Raw genomic sequence first — 15,375 nt, 5'->3', positions numbered from 1 at the left:
GAGTTTCACGCGGTCACCTTCTTGGGGGCGCCCGGCACGACGGCGTCGGGCCTGCGCAGGTAGATGGGGCGCGGCGGGTCGAGCGGGACGCCCTTGGCCAGCCGCTCGGCCGCCAGGGCGGCCAGCGCTCCCGCGTAGGGGTAGGGCGGCGCTCCCGCGCCGTCGCCGAGCAGGTCGGGATAGAGCCGGGCGCCCGCGCCGACGACCGGCAGCCCTTCGACGGGGACGTCGGCGGGCCGGTCGACGAACGGGCCGTCGGTGCGGGTGCGCATGTCGGCGTAACGCGCCCAGAACACCTCTTTGCGCCGCGCGTCGGTGGCGGCGATGAACGGCTCCGCACGCCCGCTCGCGTAGGCGAGGGCGTCGAGCGTGCAGATGCCGTACGCGGGCACGCCCAGCGTGGTCGAAAGGCCCTGCGCGGTCATCAGCCCCACCCGCAGGCCGGTGTAGGGGCCGGGACCGCTGCCCGCCACGACGGCCGTCACCTCGCGCAGCGCCGCCCGCGCCTCGCCCAGCACCAGCTCGATGGTGGGCACGAGCAGCTCGCCGTGGCGGCGGGCGTCGATCGTGGTGTGTTCGGCGAGCACGCGCTCGCCGTCGTGGAGCGCCGCGGTGACGGCGGGCGTCGCGGTGTCAAAGGCCAGGACCAGCACGACTGTTTAGCCTACCCGCCGGGCGGGTCAGGCCCAGCCGGTACGCCGCTTCAGCCAGTCGAGCGCCACCACGCCCTGCGCCCGCTGGAACGCCCTGAGCGTGGGCAGTCCGGGAGGCGGGGGCTGCCTGGACATGTGGACGAAGAACCCGGTCATGGCGGCCACGGCCTTGGTGACGTCGTCGCCGGGCAGCTCGGCCAGCTCGTGCGGCGGCGGACCGCCCTGCATGCCGACCGACGGCAGCATCGCGACCAGGTCGAACCAGGGCGCGGCACGCGCGGCCCACGGCCAGTCCACGACGTAGACCCGGTCACCGGCGAGCAGGATGTTGTCGGCCCGCAGGTCGGCGTGGGCGAGGGTGTCGCCGGCCGCCGCGGTGTCCCAGCCGGTCTCCAGCTCGGCCAGCTCGCCGAGGTGGCGCAGCGCCCAGGGGTCGAGCCCGGTGGTGTCCTCCTCCAGCAGGCGGCGCCAGCCCTGGAACTGGTCGCCGAACACCTCCCCGATCGGGGGCACGTCGATGGGCGCGGGGGTGAGCGCGGCGGACATCTCCTCGATGGCGGCCAGCACCCGGTCCAGCTCGTCGCGCCGCCAGGGCATGGCGGGGTGGCGGCCTTCGACGTCCTCGAAGACGAGCACGACCCAGCCGTCCAGCTCGAAGCCGGTGAGCAGCCGGGGCGCGGGCACCGAGGCGGGCAGCGCCCTGGCGACGCGCAGCTCCGACCGGTAGATGCGGACGGCATCGGCGTTGGGCTCGGGGCCGACGGCCTTGACGAAGGCGCGCTTGCCACCGCGGGTGCGCAGGCGGCAGGCGGCGGCCGGGGAGAACCCGCCGGGCTGGGTGACGGCCTCGGCCACGCCGTCGCCGAGGAAGTCCTCGACGGCGGCCCGCACGGAGGCGGGCACGTCGGCCCAGGGGACGCGCGCGCCCGTCGCGGGCGGGTTGGGGTCGGTCGCGGCCGGATCAGCGCCGGTCGCAGGCGGGTCGGGGATGGTCGCGGCCGGATCAGCGCCGGTCGCGGGCGGGTTAGGGGTGGGTGCGGGCGGACCGGCGCCGGTCGCCGGGTCGGTGTCCGTCATGGGCCTCAAACCTGGGATGCGTAGACGATGATGTTGTCGACGTACTCGCCCTTGGCGTAGTCGAACTTGCCCCCGCACGTTACCAGTTTGAGCCCGTCTTCCAGGTACACCTTTTTCGCCGGGAACTCGTCCTTGTGCACCTGCTCGATGCGGTCCACCTTGTAGCGCACGACCTTGCCGTCGCTGCGCTCGACCTTCACGGTGTCGCCCTTGCGTAACTCCCTGAGCTTGTAGAACACGGCGGGCGCGGTCTTGGTGTCGACGTGCCCGATGATCACCGAGGCGCCCTTCTCGCCGGGCACGGCGCTGCCGGTGTACCAGCCGGCCATCTTCGGCTTCTCGTACGGCGGCAGCTCGACCTCGCCGTTCTCCAGCAGCCCGAGCTTCATCAGCGGCGCCTCGACGTCGATCGACGGGATGTCGATGGTCTTGGGCACGACGGAGGCCTGCGCGGGTTTCGCGGTGGTGCCGATATCGGTGTTCTGTCCGAACGCGTACAGCAGCAGGCCGGTCACGGCGCCGGCGAGCACCACCCGCCCTGGACGGGCCATGGCGTTATGCCCTGGTACGCCGCTTGACCACGAAGGCGATGCCGCCGGCCGCCGCGAGCGCGATGAGCACACCCGCGGGCCCGATCGACGACTCCTCGGAGGCGTCCTGCGCGTACGTGCCTCCGCCGCCCGCGCGCGGCGCCCTGGTGGGCACGACGGTGGTGGAGGTGGGCTCCGGCTCGTCCGGCTCGGGGGCGACGACGCGCAGCGTGGCATGGCCCATGTCGTTGGTGCCGTCGCACTTGACGTCCACCCGGTACGAGCCGCGCCGGACCGTCCCCGACACCTGCGCCTCGCCGCGCACCCACGGCGAGGGAGCGGCGGGCGTCGCGGTGGCGGTCGGCGAGGCCGACGGCGGCGGCACGGGGTTGAGCGTGACGCCGTTGACGAACGCCTTGGAGGTGGCCGTGCCGGTGTGGGCGGGCCCGCCGGTCGGCACCGGGCAGTTGGCCAGGATCCACACCCTGGAGGTCTCGCCCGCGGTGACCTTGTCGGGGTTGACCTGGACGTTGATGTCGCGCCGCGCGGTGCTCGGGCTGGCCGTCGTCGTCACCGTGCCCGACGGGCTGCCGCTCGGCGTGGGGGTCGGATCGCTGTCGGCCGAGGCCGAGCATCCGGTCAGTCCGATCATGGCGATGGCTCCCGCGTACGCGACTCGTCTGACCCTGAGCACCGGCCGCACCCCACTTTGCCGTTCTGCTACCCAGCATCCACCGAAACGATGGATGTCGCCCCTCCTGATACCCAGAAAATCCGGGCCAATCACTGACCAACGATCATGTTTCAGACCGCCGGCCCCGTACGTCAAGGGTGCCAGCCTTACCGGATTTTGACCTGCGTTTCAGCCTTCCAGCGGATCAGACGGCGTGTCGGCCCATCGGGCGCCCACGCCGCGCAGCGTCACCACGCGGGCGTCGTCGCCCGCCTCACGGTCGATGTGGATCTCCAGCCGATCGTCGGCCAGCCCCTCGACCAGCCCCTCGCCCCACTCGACGACGGTGACGGACTCCTCCAGGGAGGCGTCCAGGTCGAGGTCGTCGACCTCCAGGTCGCCGCCCAGCCGGTAGGCGTCCACGTGCACCAGCGGCGGCCCCTGGTGCAGCGACGGGTGCACCCGGGCGATGACGAACGTCGGCGAGGTGATCGGGCCGCGTACCTTGAGCCCTTCGGCGAGGCCCTGCACGAGCGTGGTCTTGCCGGCGCCGAGCGGCCCGGACAGCACGACCAGGTCGCCTGCGCGCAGCAGGGTGGCGAGGCGGGCGCCGTAGGCCCGCATGTCCTCGGCGGTGGCGATGCGCACTTACGGCTCCACTCTCTTCAGCAGGTCGCGCAGCGCGTCGTTGACGATGCCGGGCCGCTCGAGCTGGATCAGGTGGGAGGTGTCGGGCACCTCGGTGAGCTGGGCCTTGGGCAGGGCGGCGGCGATGGCCTTGCTGTGGTCGGGCGGGGTCAGCCAGTCGCGGTCGCCCACCAGGATCGCGGTGGGCACGGCGTCGAGCACGTGGAGCGCGGAGAGCTTGTCGTGGTTCATCAGCGCGGGGTAGAAGTCGGCGACCACCTGGGTGGGGGTGGCCCTGATCATCGACTCGGCGAAGTCGACCACGGTCGGGCTGACGTTCTTGGAGTCGCCGAAGCCGACGTAACGGGTGATGAGGAACGCGATGTCGCTGCCCGCGTTGCGGGTCCTGTCGATGAGCGAGCCGCGCTTGCCCAGCATCGACACCGTGGCGGGGGCCACCTTGTGGACGACCTTCGACAGCACGGCGGGCAGGCCCAGCGTCAGCTCGGCCAGCTTGCCCGCCGAGGTCGCAAGGAGCGCCACCGCGCGGATCTTGTCGCCGAACAGGTGGGGGTGGCGGTCGGCCAGCGCCATGATCGTCATGCCGCCCATGGAGTGGCCGACCAGCACGCACGGGCCCGGTACGAACGCGTCGATGACCTCGGCGAGGTCGTCGCCGAGCCGGTCGATCGTGCACTCCTCGGCCGAGGCGCGCTGGGAGCGTCCGTGCGAGCGCTGGTCCCACAGCACGAGGCGGTGGGTCTCGCGCAGATCTTTGCGCTGGTAGTGCCAGGACTCCATGCTGAGGCAGTAGCCGTGGCAGAAGACGACGGTCAGCGGCGGGTCCTCGTCTTCCCACGGGTGCTCGCGCTCGGGGCCGTCGATCTCGACGTGCAGCGCCTTGCCGTCGGAGGTGATGAGCGTGCGCTCGCGGCCGCGCAGCTCGCCGAACGGCTCGCTCGCCTCGGTGTCGGGGCGCAGCCGGATGCGGCCGACCGCGTAACGCTTGGCCAGCGCCGCCGCCGCGACGCCTGCGGAGGCCGCGCCGACCAGCGCGCCGGCGATCCCTACCCTGCGCCGCTTGGTCGTCGTCGTCATGTGCACGATCCTTCTTCACTCATGGCCGCCGCGATCCGCCCTTCGTCACGTGTGGTAGACCCTGGGCACTCGCGCACCGATCCTCGTCACGATTTCATGCGTGATCGTGCCGAGGGTATCGGCCCACTCCTGAGCGGTCGGCTCGCCCCCGTCGCCGGGGCCGAAGAGCACGACCTCGTCGCCCGCGGCCACCGGATCGTCACCCACGTCGATCATGAACTGGTCCATGCACACCCGGCCGGCGATCGTCCTGCGCCGCCCGCCCGCCAGCACCTCGCACCGCCCGGTCGCGTGGCGCAGCACGCCGTCGGCGTAGCCGAGCGGCACCAGGGCGAGCGTGGTCTCGCGCGGGGTGGTGTAGAGGTGCCCGTACGACACGCCGCAACCCTCGGCGACCCGCTTGACCAGGGCGATCCTGGCCACCAGCGTCATCGCCGGGCGCAGGCCGAAGTCGCCCAGCTCGGGGATCGGGCTCAGGCCGTACATCGCGATGCCGGGCCTGACCATGTCGAATCGGGCCTCGGGCAGGGTGACGATGGCGGCGGAGTTGGACATGTGCCTGATGACCTCCGAGCCCGCCGCGCCGGCCTGTTCGGCCAGCTTCAGCGCGGCCTCGTACGCCTCCAGCTGCCGCGCGATCGACGGATGGCCGGGGATGTCGGCGCAGGCGAAGTGGGACCAGATGCCGACGATCTCGATGGCGCCCTCGGCCTTGAGCTCGAGGGCCTTGGCCAGCAGGTCGGGCCAGGCGGCGAGCGGCGCACCGCCCCTGCTCATGCCGGTGTCGGCCTCGAGGTGGAGCTTCGCGCTGCGGCCGGTGCGGCGCGCGGCGGCGGCGATCTCGTCGAGCAGATCGGGGTGTGAGGCCGACAGCTCGATGCCGGCCTGCAGCGCCTCGGCGATCGGCTCGCCCGGGGTGATCAGCCACGACAGGATCGGCGCGGTCACCCCGCCCGCGCGTAGCGCCAGCGCCTCCTGGATGAACGCGGTGCCGAGCCGGCCCGCCCCGCCCTGCAGCACGGCCTCGGACGCGGGCACCAGGCCGTGGCCGTAGGCGTCGGCCTTGACCGCTCCCATGAGCTCGGCGCCACCGGCCCGCTCCTTGAGCAGGGCGACGTTGTGCCGGATGGCGGCGAGGTCGACCCGTGCCTCGGCGGGGGTGATCATCGGGTGGTCCATCTCTCCAGTCTGGCAGCTCGCGCCCGCGGCCGGGGACGCTTCGCCCGGCCGGGACATCACGAATCGGTGCTGGTCACGGCCCGGATCGCGGCGGGGAGCGCGGTGACCACGTCGCCGGCCGCGAGCGGCGCGCCGTCCGCGGCCAGCCGCCCGGCCGCGCCGTGCAGGTAGGCGGCGCAGGAGGCGGCGTCGTAGCAGCTCAGGCCCTGGGCGAGCAGCGCGCCCGTAAGGCCCGCGAGCACGTCTCCCGTGCCTCCGGTGGCCAGCCAGGACGTGCCGGTGGTGTTGACCCGCGCGGGGCGGGAGTCCTCGGCGACCACCGTGGTCGAGCCCTTGAGCAGCACCGTGACGCCCAGCTCGGCGGCCGCCCTGCGGGCGTGGTCGAGGCGGGCGGCCTCGATGGCGTCGCGACCCGCGCCGATGAGCCTGGACAGCTCGCCGGCGTGCGGGGTGATGAGGACGGGCGCGGCGCGCCGCAGCAGCGTGCGGTCCTTGGCGACCAGCGTGAGCCCGTCGGCGTCGACGAGCACCGGTACGTCGGATGCCAGCACGGCGGCGGCCAGCTCGTGGGCCCAGTCGTCGGTGCCGAGCCCCGGCCCGAGCACCCATGCCTGCACCCGGCCGACGCGGCCGATCGAGGGCTCGTCGAGCTGCGTCACCACGGCCTCCGGCCAGTGGGAGCGCACCTGGGCGACGGGGGCGGGGCGGCCCGCGTACCTGACCATGCCCGCGCCGCCGCGCAGCGCGCCGCCGACGGCGAGCACGGCCGCTCCGGTGTACAGGTCGCTGCCCGCCGCGACGCCCACCACGCCCCTGCGGTACTTGTCGGACTCGGTGCGGGGGCGCGGCAGCAGCACGTCGAGGTCGGCGTCGGTGAGCGCGGCCACGTCGGGGTCCGGCAGGTACTCCCCCAGCCCGATGTCCACCAGCTCGATCCGGCCCGCGTACCCGGCGCCGGGATCGACGAGCAGGCCCGTCTTGTACGCCCCCATGGTCACGGTCACCTTCGCCCGCACCGCGGCGCCCTCGACCCGCCCGGTGGAGGCGTCGACCCCGCTCGGCACGTCCACGGCCACGACGTGCCCGCGCGCGGCGGCGACCGCCGTGGCCAGCTCCGCGTACGGCTCGCGCAGCGCGCCGGAGACCCCGATGCCGACGAGGCCGTCGATGATCAGGTCGGCCGTCTCGATCGCCGCGCCGGCCGCGGACGGGTCGAGCACCCGGCCGCCCGCGTCGAGCAGGGCCCGCAGCCCGGCCTCGTGCGTCTTGGACCCGGCCGTGACGGCCTCGACTCTGGCGCCGCGCCTGGCCAGCCGCTGCCCGGCATAGAGCGCGTCGCCGCCGTTGTCGCCGCTGCCCACCAGCAGCACCACCCGGCTTGCGTAGACGCGGCCGAGGAGATCGGCGCAGACGGAGGCCAGCCCCGAGGCGGCCCGCTGCATCAGCGTGCCCTCGGGCAGCCGGGCCATGAGCGCCTGCTCGGCCTGCCTGATCTGGTCGGCGGTGTAGGCGGTCTTCATGATTCGACGCTATCCCTCCGCGATCACGTAGGCGATGGCCACCCCCGCGTCGTGGCTGAGCGACAGGTGCCAGCGCTTGACGCCGAGCCCGTAGGCGGCCTCGGCGACCTTGCCGTGGACGTGCAGCTCGGGCTTGCCCAGCTCGTCGCAGCGCACCTCGGCCTCCAGGTGGCCGAGGCCCTTCGGCGCGCCGAGCGCCTTGGCGACGGCCTCCTTGGCGGCGAACCTGGCGGCCAGCGAGCGCACCGGCAGCGGGCGTTCCGTCTCGGTGAACAGCCGCTCCTTGAGCCCGGGGGTGCGCCGCAGCGCGGCCTCGAAGCGGGCGATGTCGACGATGTCGACGCCGATACCCAGGATCATCGTCCCAGCGTAGAGGCTCGTCAGGACGGGCCGCGCTGCCGCGGCCCCCGATGACCGGCGATCTGCCCGGCGGTCCCTGCGGCCACGGCAGATATGGAGCGGATGTGGAGCGGATATGGAGCGGCGGCGGTCCATGGCCATCTCCGTCAGGAGGGTATCCGCACGGTACCCTTCGCGTTCTGGTGCGGAAACCTTGATCCTTTCCCCGGAATCGTTTGTGGTAATCCCACGTTTTCATCCACAGGCTGTGGATCGCCTGGGACAACCCCGGCTCTCATCCGTTTTGTCGCACATCGTTACTCTGCCTAGGTGAACAACGGCTACGTGGAACTGAGCAGGGAGCAGTGGAGCGAGCTCCGCAAGAACACGCCCTTGACTCTCACCGCAGACGAGCTGGAAGAGCTGCGCGGGGTCGACGACCCCATCGACCTGACCGAAGTCACCGACATCTATCTCCCCCTGACCCGGCTGCTCAACCTGCACTTCACCGGGTCCAAGGCGCGCAGCAGCGTGTTGAGCGCGTTTCTGGGACACGAGGAGCGCCGGGTCCCGTACATCCTGGGCATCGCGGGCAGCGTCGCGGTCGGCAAGTCGACCACGGCCCGGCTGCTGCACACCCTCCTGGCGCGCTGGCCCGAGCATCCGCACGTGGAGCTGGTCACCACCGACAGCTTCCTCTACCCCAACGCGGTGCTGGAGGCCAAGGGCATCATGCACCGCAAGGGCTTTCCCGAAAGCTACGACCGGCGGGCGCTGGTGCGGTTCGTGGCCGAGGTCAAGGCCGGCGCGGCCGAGGTGAAGGCACCTGTCTACAGCCACCTCGAATACGACATCGTCCCCGGCGCCACCCAGACCGTGCGCAGCCCCGACATCCTCATCATCGAGGGCCTGAACGTCCTCCAGCCCGCGCCGCCCACGTCTTTGGCCGTCAACGACTACTTCGACTTCTCCATCTACGTCGACGCCAAGGTCGAGGACATCCGCACCTGGTACGTCGAGCGCTTCCACAAGCTGCGCCGCACCGCGTTCGAAGACCCCAAGTCGTACTTCCGGCACATCGCCGACATGTCGTACGAGGAGGCCACGGAGTTCGCGGTCAACGTCTGGCGCGACATCAACGAGCGCAACCTCATCGAGAACATCGCCCCCACCAGGGGCCGCGCCGACCTGGTGCTCAAGAAGGGCCCAGACCACTCCGTACGGCGGGTGCGCCTTCGCCAGACCTGAACGCCTCCTCGTACACGTAACGCCCGAACCTGCCCGCGCACCCCTGGTCGTCGATATCGGCGAACCAGCAATCCTCGCCGTGCTCGTGACACCAGAACCGGATCATGTGAGGAAATCTCACCTACCGGCGTCATCACCGCATTGACATCCGATTGCCGGACCGTCGCGGGGACGACCGGCCGGGGCCGCGGCCACCCCCGCGGTCCAGGCCGGATTCCGGCCTCAAGGAGGACGGCGTTCATCCGTATGACCGAGGCGGCGGTATCGGGCGTACGGGTAGTGTCCGGCACATGCACATCCTCGCCACCGAGGGGCTGACCAAGCGCTTCCCCACCGTCACCGCGGTCGACCACCTCACGGTCACCGTGGGACCCGGGGTCACCGGTCTGGTCGGGGCGAACGGCGCCGGCAAGTCGACGATGATCAAGATGATGCTCGGCCTGCTGACGCCGTCGGAGGGCACCGCCCGCGTGCTCGGCTTCGACATCGTCACTCAGGGCGCCGAGATCCGCCGGCTCGTCGGCTACATGCCCGAGCACGAATGCCTGCCCCCCGACGTCTCCGCCACCGAATTGGTCGTCCACCTCGCCCGCATGTCCGGGCTGCCGCGCACCGCGGCCCGCGAGCGCGCCGCCGACGTGCTGCGCCACGTGGGGCTCGCGGAAGAGCGCTACCGCGCCATCGGCACCTACTCCACCGGCATGAAGCAGCGGGTGAAGCTGGCGCAGGCGCTCGTTCACGACCCCAAGCTGGTCTTCCTCGACGAGCCGACCAACGGCCTCGACCCGCGCGGGCGCGACGAGATGCTGGCGCTGGTCCGGCGCATCGGCACCGAGTTCGGCATCAGCGTGCTGGTGACCTCCCACCTGCTCGGCGAGCTGGAGCGCATCTGCGACCACGTCATCGTCATCGACGGGGGCCGGCTGCTGCGCTCGTCGGCCATCGGCGAGTTCACCCAGGCCACGCAGACCCTGACCGTCGAGGTGGACGAAGGGGTCGACGAGCTGGCCGCCCGGCTGTCCGGCGACGGGCAGGTGGTCTCGCGCCAGGGTCGGCAGCTCGTCGTCAAAGTCGCGGGACCCGGCACGTACGACGCCATCCGCGACGCCACCGCCGAGCTGGGGCTCTGCCTGATCCGCCTCGAACAGGGACGCCACCGCATCGAGGACGTCTTCAGGGATGAGGTCGCGCATGTCTGAGATCTACGACATCGGCTACCGCCACTACGAGGGCCCCAGGCTCGGCCGCGGCTACGCGGCCAGGGCGCTGGCCGTGCACAGCCTGCGCGGCGTCTTCGGTCTCGGCCGCCCCGCCCGCAGCAAGATCGTGCCGTACTCGCTGGTCGCGATCATGTTCATGCCGGCCATCGTGGACATCGCCCTGATGGCCCTGCTCCAGGAGCGCGGCATCGGCTACAGCGGATTCGCGGTCGTCATGCAGGCCGTCGTCGCGATCTTCCTGGCCGCGCAGGCGCCCACCGTGGTCGCGCCCGACCTGCGCCACCGCGTCCTGCCGCTCTACCTGTCGCGCCCCATCTCGATCATCGACTACGTGGGCGCGAAGGTCGCGGCGATGACCATCGCGCTGTTCGCGCTCGTCGCGCTGCCGATCACGGCGGTCTACGTCGGCGAGCTGCTCATCGACATGCCGGGGCCGCCCGCCACCGGCGAATACCTCAGCTCCATGGCCATGGCGCTGGTGCTCGCGCTGCTGCTGTCGGTCTACGGGCTCGCGCTGGCCTCGTTCACGCCCAGGCGCGGGCTCGGCGTGGCCTCGGTGATCACGGTCTACCTGCTGTCGTCGGCCGCGGTCCCGATCATCTACGGCACCCTCTCCTTCTCCGGCGACAAGGCCGCGGCCGCCTACGCCTGGCTGGTCAACCCGTTCTGGCTGGTCGACTCCGTCCAGCACGCGGTGTTCGGCACGCCGTCGCACGCGATCGAGGACGCCGCCTACCCGGGCGGTGTGGCGTCGATCATCGCGCTGCTGGTGCTGCTCGCCGTCGGCCTGGCCGCTCTCGCACTGCGCTACAGGAAGGCGGCCGCGCAATGAAGATCGAGCTTTCGCAGGTCTCCCGCTGGTACGGCAACGTGGTGGCGGTCAACGACGTCACGATGACGATCGGACCGGGCGTCACGGGCCTGCTCGGCCCCAACGGGGCGGGCAAGTCGACGCTCCTGCACATGATGGCGGGCTTCCTCGCGCCGTCGAGCGGCACGGTCACGCTGGACGGCACCCCCGTCTGGAAAAATCACCACATCTACCGGAACATCGGCCTGGTCCCCGAGCGCGAGGGCGTGTACGGCTTCCTGACCGGCTGGCAGTTCGTGCTCTCGGCCGCCCGCCTGCACGGCCTGCCCGACCCCGACGAGGCCGCCCGCAAGGCCCTGGCCACCGTCGAGATGGAGGAGCCCAAGGACCGCCGGGTCGAGACGTACTCCAAAGGCATGCGCCAGCGCGTCAAGGTCGCCGCCGCGCTCGTGCACGACCCGCCCGTGCTGCTGCTCGACGAGCCGTTCAACGGCATGGACCCGCGCCAGCGGCTGCACCTGATGGACCTCATCCGCAGCATGGGAGCGGCCGGCAAGACCATCCTGTTCAGCTCGCACATCCTGGAGGAGGTCGAGCGGGTCGCCCAGCACATCGAGGTGCTGGTCGCCGGCCGGCACGCCGCCTCAGGCAACTTCCGCGAGATCAGGCGCCTGATGACGGACCGGCCCCACCTGTTCCGCATCCGCTCGAGCGACGACAGGAAGCTCGCCGCCGCCCTCGTACGCGACGACTCCACCGGCGGTCTCACGCTGCGCCCCGACGGCCTGGAGGTGCAGGCCACCGAGTTCCGCCGCTTCGCCCGCCTCCTGCCGCAGGTCGCCCGCGCCGAGGGCGTCAGCCTGCACCAGGTCTCCCCCGCGGACGAGGACCTGGAGAGCGTCTTCTCCTACCTCATCAACAGGAGCTCCTGAGCCATGAACACTGTCGTCGCGGGCATCACGTACCGGGCCCTGCTGGGGCGCCGCCGGATCATCCTGCTCCTGCTGCTGCCGCTCGCCCTCATCGGCCTCGCCGTGCTCTTCCGCGTCTTCGGCGCCGCCGACCAGCGCTCGGCCGTGCTGCTGCTGCAGAACTTCGCCATCGGCACCATGCTGCCGCTGCTCGGCCTCATCGCCGGCACGGGCGTCATCGCCCCCGAGATCGACGACGGCACGATCATCCACCTGATGTCGAAGCCGATCTCCCGCCCGGTCATCGTCACGACCAAGTTCGTGGTCGCCGCGTCGCTGCTGGCGCTGTTCGCGGCCGTGCCGACGTACGTGTCGGGCTGGCTGCTGCTGCGCGACGAGGACGGCATCGCGGCCGGGTTCGCCCTCGGCACGCTGGGTGCCGGCATCGCCTACGCCGCGCTGTTCCTGCTGCTCGGCGTGGTCACCCGGCACGCGGTGACGATCGGCATCATCTACGCCCTGGTCTGGGAGAGCCTGATCGGCAACTTCGTGCCGGGAGCGCGCAGGTTCTCCATCCAGCGCTGGGGCCAGTCGATCGCCGACCAGATCAGCGACTCGCCGTTCCTCAAGGCGGACGTCGCGCTCGGCTTCGCCGTCCCGGCCATCCTCGTCGTCACGGTCGTCGCCGTGCTGCTGGCCGGGCAGCGGCTGCGCGCGTTCTCGCTCACCGGCGAGGAGTAGCCCCACCCGGCAGACGCCCGGACATCACGAAGGCCCGCGGGGATCTCCCCGCGGGCCTTCGTCCGGTTCTCTGCTCCCGAACCGGCTCGCACGCCGTCCTCCGGGCCGATCTCGCAGGCGTCAGACGCCGCAGACCTTGCGGACCACGTCGGCCAGGCGGCCCGCCACCATCGTGGCGTGCTCCTCCGAGGCCGCCTCGACCATCACCCGGATCATCGGCTCGGTGCCGCTCGGCCTGATCAGCACGCGCCCGTTCTCGCCCAGCTCCGCCTCCGCCTCCGCGACGGCGGCGGCCAGCTCGGGCGCCGAGGCCCTGCCCTTGTCGACGTCCTTGACGTTGATCAGGACCTGCGGCAGCGCCGTCATCACCGAGGCCAGCTCCTTGAGCGGCACGCCCGACTTGGCCATCACGCTCAGCAACTGCAGCGAGGTGAGCAGGCCGTCGCCCGTGGTGGCGTGGTCGAGCATGATGACGTGGCCCGACTGCTCGCCGCCCAGGTTGTAGCCGTCGGCCTTCATCCGCTCCAGCACGTAGCGGTCGCCCACCGCGGTCTCCACCACGGAGATGCCGGCCTCGCGCATCGCGAGCTTGAAGCCCAGGTTGGACATGACGGTCGCCACCACGGTGTCCTTGGCCAGCAGGCCCTCGCCGTGGAGAGCGGTGGCCAGGACGGCCATGATGTGGTCGCCGTCGACGACCGCGCCCGTGTGATCGACCGCGAGGCAGCGGTCGGCGTCGCCGTCGTAGGCCACGCCGACGTCGGCCCCGCGCGAGACCACCACCTGGCGCAGCTTGTCGAGGTGGGTCGAGCCGTGACCGTCGTTGATGTTGAGGCCGTCCGGCCTCGCGCCGATGGCCTCGACCCGGGCCCCCGCGCGCACCAGCGCCTCGGGAGCCACCATGTGGGCCGCTCCGTGAGCGCAGTCGACCACGACGTGCAGCCCGTCGAGCCGGGCGTTCATCGTGGTCAGCACGTGGGAGATGTAACGGTCGGCCTCACCGTACGCGTCACGCACGCGCCCCACGCCCGAGCCGACGGGAAAGCTCCACTCCTCGCCCAGCCGGCGCTCGATCTCGTCCTCGACCGCGTCGGACAGCTTGAAGCCGCCGCGGGCCAGGAACTTGATGCCGTTGTCCGGCGCCGGGTTGTGCGAGGCCGACAGCATGACGCCGAGGTCGGCGCCGAGCGCGGCGGTGAGGTGGGCGACGGCCGGAGTGGGCAGCACGCCGAGGCGCAGCACATCCACACCGGACGCCGCGAGGCCGGCGACCACTGCGGCCTCGAGGAACTCTCCCGAGGCACGCGGGTCCCGGCCTACGACCGCCACCGGACGGCGTCCGGTGGCGGCGAACGCGCCTGCATCGCCGAGGACATGGGCCGCCGCCACGGACAGGTCCATGGCGAGCTCGGCCGTGAGGTCGCGGCCCGCGACCCCGCGTACCCCGTCGGTGCCGAAGAGGCGCGCCAACGTCAGCGCTTGCTGTACTGCGGAGCCTTACGGGCCTTCTTGAGGCCGTACTTCTTCCGCTCCGTGGCGCGGGCGTCACGGGTGAGGAAGCCGGCCTTCTTCAGCGGCGGGCGGTTGACCTCGACGTCGAGGCTCGCCAGCGCGCGGGAAAGGCCCATGCGCAGCGCACCGGCCTGGCCGGTCACGCCACCGCCGTCGATGCGGGCGATGACGTCGAACGCCTCCTCGGCGCCGAGCACCACGAAGGGCTCGTTGACGATCTGCTGGTGGACCTTGTTCGGGAAGTAGTTGTCCAGCGAACGACCGTTGATCGTCCACTTGCCGGTGCCGGGGACGATGCGCACGCGCGCGATCGCCTGCTTCCGGCGGCCGGTGCCGTACGAGTTGCCCGTGGTGACGGGCTTGCGCACGGGAGCGTCAGCGCTGGCGGCGGACTCGGTGGTGTACTCGGACGGGAAGTCCTCGCCGGAGTAGTCCTCCAGCTCGGCCTCTACGGCCGTCTCGACACCGGTGGGCTCAGCCACGGTTCTCCTCTAACTCTTTCGAACTACTACTGGGCGATCTGGGTGATCTGGAACGGCACGGGCTGCTGGGCCTTGTGCGGGTGCTCGGGGCCCGCGTAGACCTTCAGCTTCTTGGCCATCTTCCGGCCGAGGGAGTTCTTCGGCAGCATGCCCTTGACGGCCTTCTCAACGGCCTTCTCCGGCCGCTTCTCCATGAGCTCGCCGTACGTGACGGAACGCAGACCGCCCGGGTAGCCCGAGTGGCGGTACGCCTTCTTCTGCTCAAGCTTGTTGCCGCTCAGCGCGACCTTGTCCGCGTTGATCACGATGACGAAGTCACCCGTGTCAACGTGGGGGGCATAGATCGGCTTGTGCTTGCCGCGGAGCAGGGTCGCGACGTGGCTGGCCAGCCGGCCCAGCACGACATCGGTCGCGTCGATGACGTACCACTGACGCTGGACGTCGGCGGGCTTCGGTGAGTACGTGCGCACGGTCGTAGCCTTCTTTATGCTCGCGTCTTCGGCGCTGTCGGATGCGACAGCTACACATTGGTCGGTCGGTGCGGGCACACGACGGCCCGGACCTTCCGTCTCCACCACACGGGAGATGACGCCGGACGCGCCGCGCATCGGTCACGCAGGACCTATGCACACAACGAACCTAAGCTACCCGCCAATAGGCGTGCAGGTCAAAAAGACCGGTAACCCTGTGTGAGTCTACCTGACCGCAGAACGGTTAGGTTTCGTTTCCATGGGACCTCTTCTTTCCCAGGACC

17 protein-coding genes are annotated in these 15,375 nt (G+C 71.3%); 5 read left to right on the top strand and 12 right to left on the bottom strand.

The genetic code is table 11. The features are described 5' to 3' along the window. Positions 1-5 precede the first annotated feature (5 nt). The 9 genes from tsaB to ACGFIM_RS21140 all read right to left on the bottom strand — a co-directional run bounded on the left by tsaB (position 6) and on the right by ACGFIM_RS21140 (position 7,717). Positions 6-653 carry a tRNA (adenosine(37)-N6)-threonylcarbamoyltransferase complex dimerization subunit type 1 TsaB gene (gene tsaB / locus ACGFIM_RS21180; RefSeq protein WP_393202706.1) on the bottom strand — a complete coding sequence of 216 codons (648 nt, stop codon included), beginning with the start codon at positions 651-653 and terminating at the stop codon, positions 6-8. Between the two features lie 27 nt (positions 654-680). Further along, complete coding sequence (locus ACGFIM_RS21175) at positions 681-1,730, bottom strand: hypothetical protein (protein ID WP_393202704.1); 1,050 nt, start codon at positions 1,728-1,730, stop codon at positions 681-683. Positions 1,731-1,735: 5 nt separating this feature from the next. After that, positions 1,736-2,281 (bottom strand): class F sortase, encoded by a 546-nt coding sequence (locus ACGFIM_RS21170; RefSeq protein WP_393202702.1) that lies wholly within the window; start codon positions 2,279-2,281, stop codon positions 1,736-1,738. Between the two features lie 4 nt (positions 2,282-2,285). Continuing rightward, positions 2,286-2,912, bottom strand: a complete 627-nt coding sequence (locus ACGFIM_RS21165) for a hypothetical protein (protein WP_393202700.1) — start codon at positions 2,910-2,912, stop codon at positions 2,286-2,288. Between the two features lie 210 nt (positions 2,913-3,122). Then, positions 3,123-3,581 carry a tRNA (adenosine(37)-N6)-threonylcarbamoyltransferase complex ATPase subunit type 1 TsaE gene (tsaE, locus tag ACGFIM_RS21160; RefSeq protein ID WP_393202698.1) on the bottom strand — a complete coding sequence of 153 codons (459 nt, stop codon included), beginning with the start codon at positions 3,579-3,581 and terminating at the stop codon, positions 3,123-3,125. Then, positions 3,582-4,658 carry an alpha/beta fold hydrolase gene (locus tag ACGFIM_RS21155; protein WP_393202696.1) on the bottom strand — a complete coding sequence of 359 codons (1,077 nt, stop codon included), beginning with the start codon at positions 4,656-4,658 and terminating at the stop codon, positions 3,582-3,584. Positions 4,659-4,703: 45 nt separating this feature from the next. Continuing rightward, positions 4,704-5,825 carry an alanine racemase gene (gene alr, locus ACGFIM_RS21150; protein ID WP_393204153.1) on the bottom strand — a complete coding sequence of 374 codons (1,122 nt, stop codon included), beginning with the start codon at positions 5,823-5,825 and terminating at the stop codon, positions 4,704-4,706. A gap of 68 nt (positions 5,826-5,893) precedes the next feature. Further along, positions 5,894-7,357, bottom strand: coding sequence for an NAD(P)H-hydrate dehydratase (locus ACGFIM_RS21145; RefSeq protein ID WP_393202694.1), 1,464 nt, complete (start codon positions 7,355-7,357; stop codon positions 5,894-5,896). Between the two features lie 9 nt (positions 7,358-7,366). Then, positions 7,367-7,717, bottom strand: coding sequence for a holo-ACP synthase (locus ACGFIM_RS21140; RefSeq protein ID WP_393202692.1), 351 nt, complete (start codon positions 7,715-7,717; stop codon positions 7,367-7,369). A 324-nt stretch (positions 7,718-8,041) separates the two neighbouring features. On the opposite strand from ACGFIM_RS21140, the gene coaA reads away from it, so the two are divergent. The 5 genes from coaA (at position 8,042) to ACGFIM_RS21115 (ending at position 12,627) form a co-directional block, all read left to right on the top strand. Continuing rightward, complete coding sequence (gene coaA / locus ACGFIM_RS21135; RefSeq protein WP_393204151.1) at positions 8,042-8,944, top strand: type I pantothenate kinase; 903 nt, start codon at positions 8,042-8,044, stop codon at positions 8,942-8,944. A gap of 290 nt (positions 8,945-9,234) precedes the next feature. Continuing rightward, positions 9,235-10,143, top strand: a complete 909-nt coding sequence (locus tag ACGFIM_RS21130; RefSeq protein ID WP_393202690.1) for an ABC transporter ATP-binding protein — start codon at positions 9,235-9,237, stop codon at positions 10,141-10,143. Further along, positions 10,136-10,996, top strand: a complete 861-nt coding sequence (locus ACGFIM_RS21125; protein WP_393202688.1) for an ABC transporter permease — start codon at positions 10,136-10,138, stop codon at positions 10,994-10,996. Before ACGFIM_RS21130 ends, ACGFIM_RS21125 begins: the two co-directional genes overlap by 8 nt. Further along, positions 10,993-11,907, top strand: coding sequence for an ABC transporter ATP-binding protein (locus tag ACGFIM_RS21120; protein WP_393202686.1), 915 nt, complete (start codon positions 10,993-10,995; stop codon positions 11,905-11,907). The genes ACGFIM_RS21125 and ACGFIM_RS21120 overlap by 4 nt, the downstream gene beginning before the upstream one ends. Before the next feature lie 3 nt (positions 11,908-11,910). Further along, on the top strand, positions 11,911-12,627 hold the full coding sequence (locus ACGFIM_RS21115; protein ID WP_393202684.1) for an ABC transporter permease subunit: 717 nt from the start codon (positions 11,911-11,913) through the stop codon (positions 12,625-12,627). Between the two features lie 120 nt (positions 12,628-12,747). Here ACGFIM_RS21115 and glmM read toward each other — a convergent pair whose 3' ends face one another. From glmM to rplM, 3 genes are read right to left on the bottom strand one after another with little or no spacing between them, the layout of a single operon-like run. After that, positions 12,748-14,097: a phosphoglucosamine mutase gene (glmM, locus tag ACGFIM_RS21110; protein WP_393202682.1), complete on the bottom strand. Its 1,350-nt coding sequence runs from the start codon at positions 14,095-14,097 to the stop codon at positions 12,748-12,750. Positions 14,098-14,099: 2 nt separating this feature from the next. Then, positions 14,100-14,621 carry a 30S ribosomal protein S9 gene (gene rpsI / locus ACGFIM_RS21105; RefSeq protein WP_364068596.1) on the bottom strand — a complete coding sequence of 174 codons (522 nt, stop codon included), beginning with the start codon at positions 14,619-14,621 and terminating at the stop codon, positions 14,100-14,102. A gap of 26 nt (positions 14,622-14,647) precedes the next feature. Further along, positions 14,648-15,091: a 50S ribosomal protein L13 gene (gene rplM, locus ACGFIM_RS21100; protein ID WP_393202680.1), complete on the bottom strand. Its 444-nt coding sequence runs from the start codon at positions 15,089-15,091 to the stop codon at positions 14,648-14,650. Positions 15,092-15,375: the final 284 nt, after the last annotated feature.

Origin of the sequence: Nonomuraea sp. NPDC049309, assembly GCF_043196965.1 — a bacterium.
Lineage (GTDB): Bacteria > Actinomycetota > Actinomycetes > Streptosporangiales > Streptosporangiaceae > Nonomuraea > Nonomuraea fastidiosa.
The sequence above is the reverse complement of the archived record's forward strand: the minus strand, read 5'-3'. Positions and strand labels throughout refer to the sequence as shown.

Excerpts from the sequence above, each read along its gene's own strand:
- ACGFIM_RS21155 (WP_393202696.1), bottom strand. The coding sequence starts at position 4,658 with ATGACGACGACGACCAAGCGGCGCAGGGTAGGGATCGCCGGCGCGCTG.
- ACGFIM_RS21145 (WP_393202694.1), bottom strand. The coding sequence starts at position 7,357 with ATGAAGACCGCCTACACCGCCGACCAGATCAGGCAGGCCGAGCAGGCG.
- ACGFIM_RS21115 (WP_393202684.1), top strand. The coding sequence starts at position 11,911 with ATGAACACTGTCGTCGCGGGCATCACGTACCGGGCCCTGCTGGGGCGC.
- ACGFIM_RS21165 (WP_393202700.1), bottom strand. The coding sequence starts at position 2,912 with ATGATCGGACTGACCGGATGCTCGGCCTCGGCCGACAGCGATCCGACC.
- ACGFIM_RS21140 (WP_393202692.1), bottom strand. The coding sequence starts at position 7,717 with ATGATCCTGGGTATCGGCGTCGACATCGTCGACATCGCCCGCTTCGAG.
- ACGFIM_RS21170 (WP_393202702.1), bottom strand. The coding sequence starts at position 2,281 with ATGGCCCGTCCAGGGCGGGTGGTGCTCGCCGGCGCCGTGACCGGCCTG.
- ACGFIM_RS21120 (WP_393202686.1), top strand. The coding sequence starts at position 10,993 with ATGAAGATCGAGCTTTCGCAGGTCTCCCGCTGGTACGGCAACGTGGTG.
- ACGFIM_RS21175 (WP_393202704.1), bottom strand. The coding sequence starts at position 1,730 with ATGACGGACACCGACCCGGCGACCGGCGCCGGTCCGCCCGCACCCACC.
- alr (WP_393204153.1), bottom strand. The coding sequence starts at position 5,825 with ATGATCACCCCCGCCGAGGCACGGGTCGACCTCGCCGCCATCCGGCAC.
- ACGFIM_RS21125 (WP_393202688.1), top strand. The coding sequence starts at position 10,136 with ATGTCTGAGATCTACGACATCGGCTACCGCCACTACGAGGGCCCCAGG.
- ACGFIM_RS21130 (WP_393202690.1), top strand. The coding sequence starts at position 9,235 with ATGCACATCCTCGCCACCGAGGGGCTGACCAAGCGCTTCCCCACCGTC.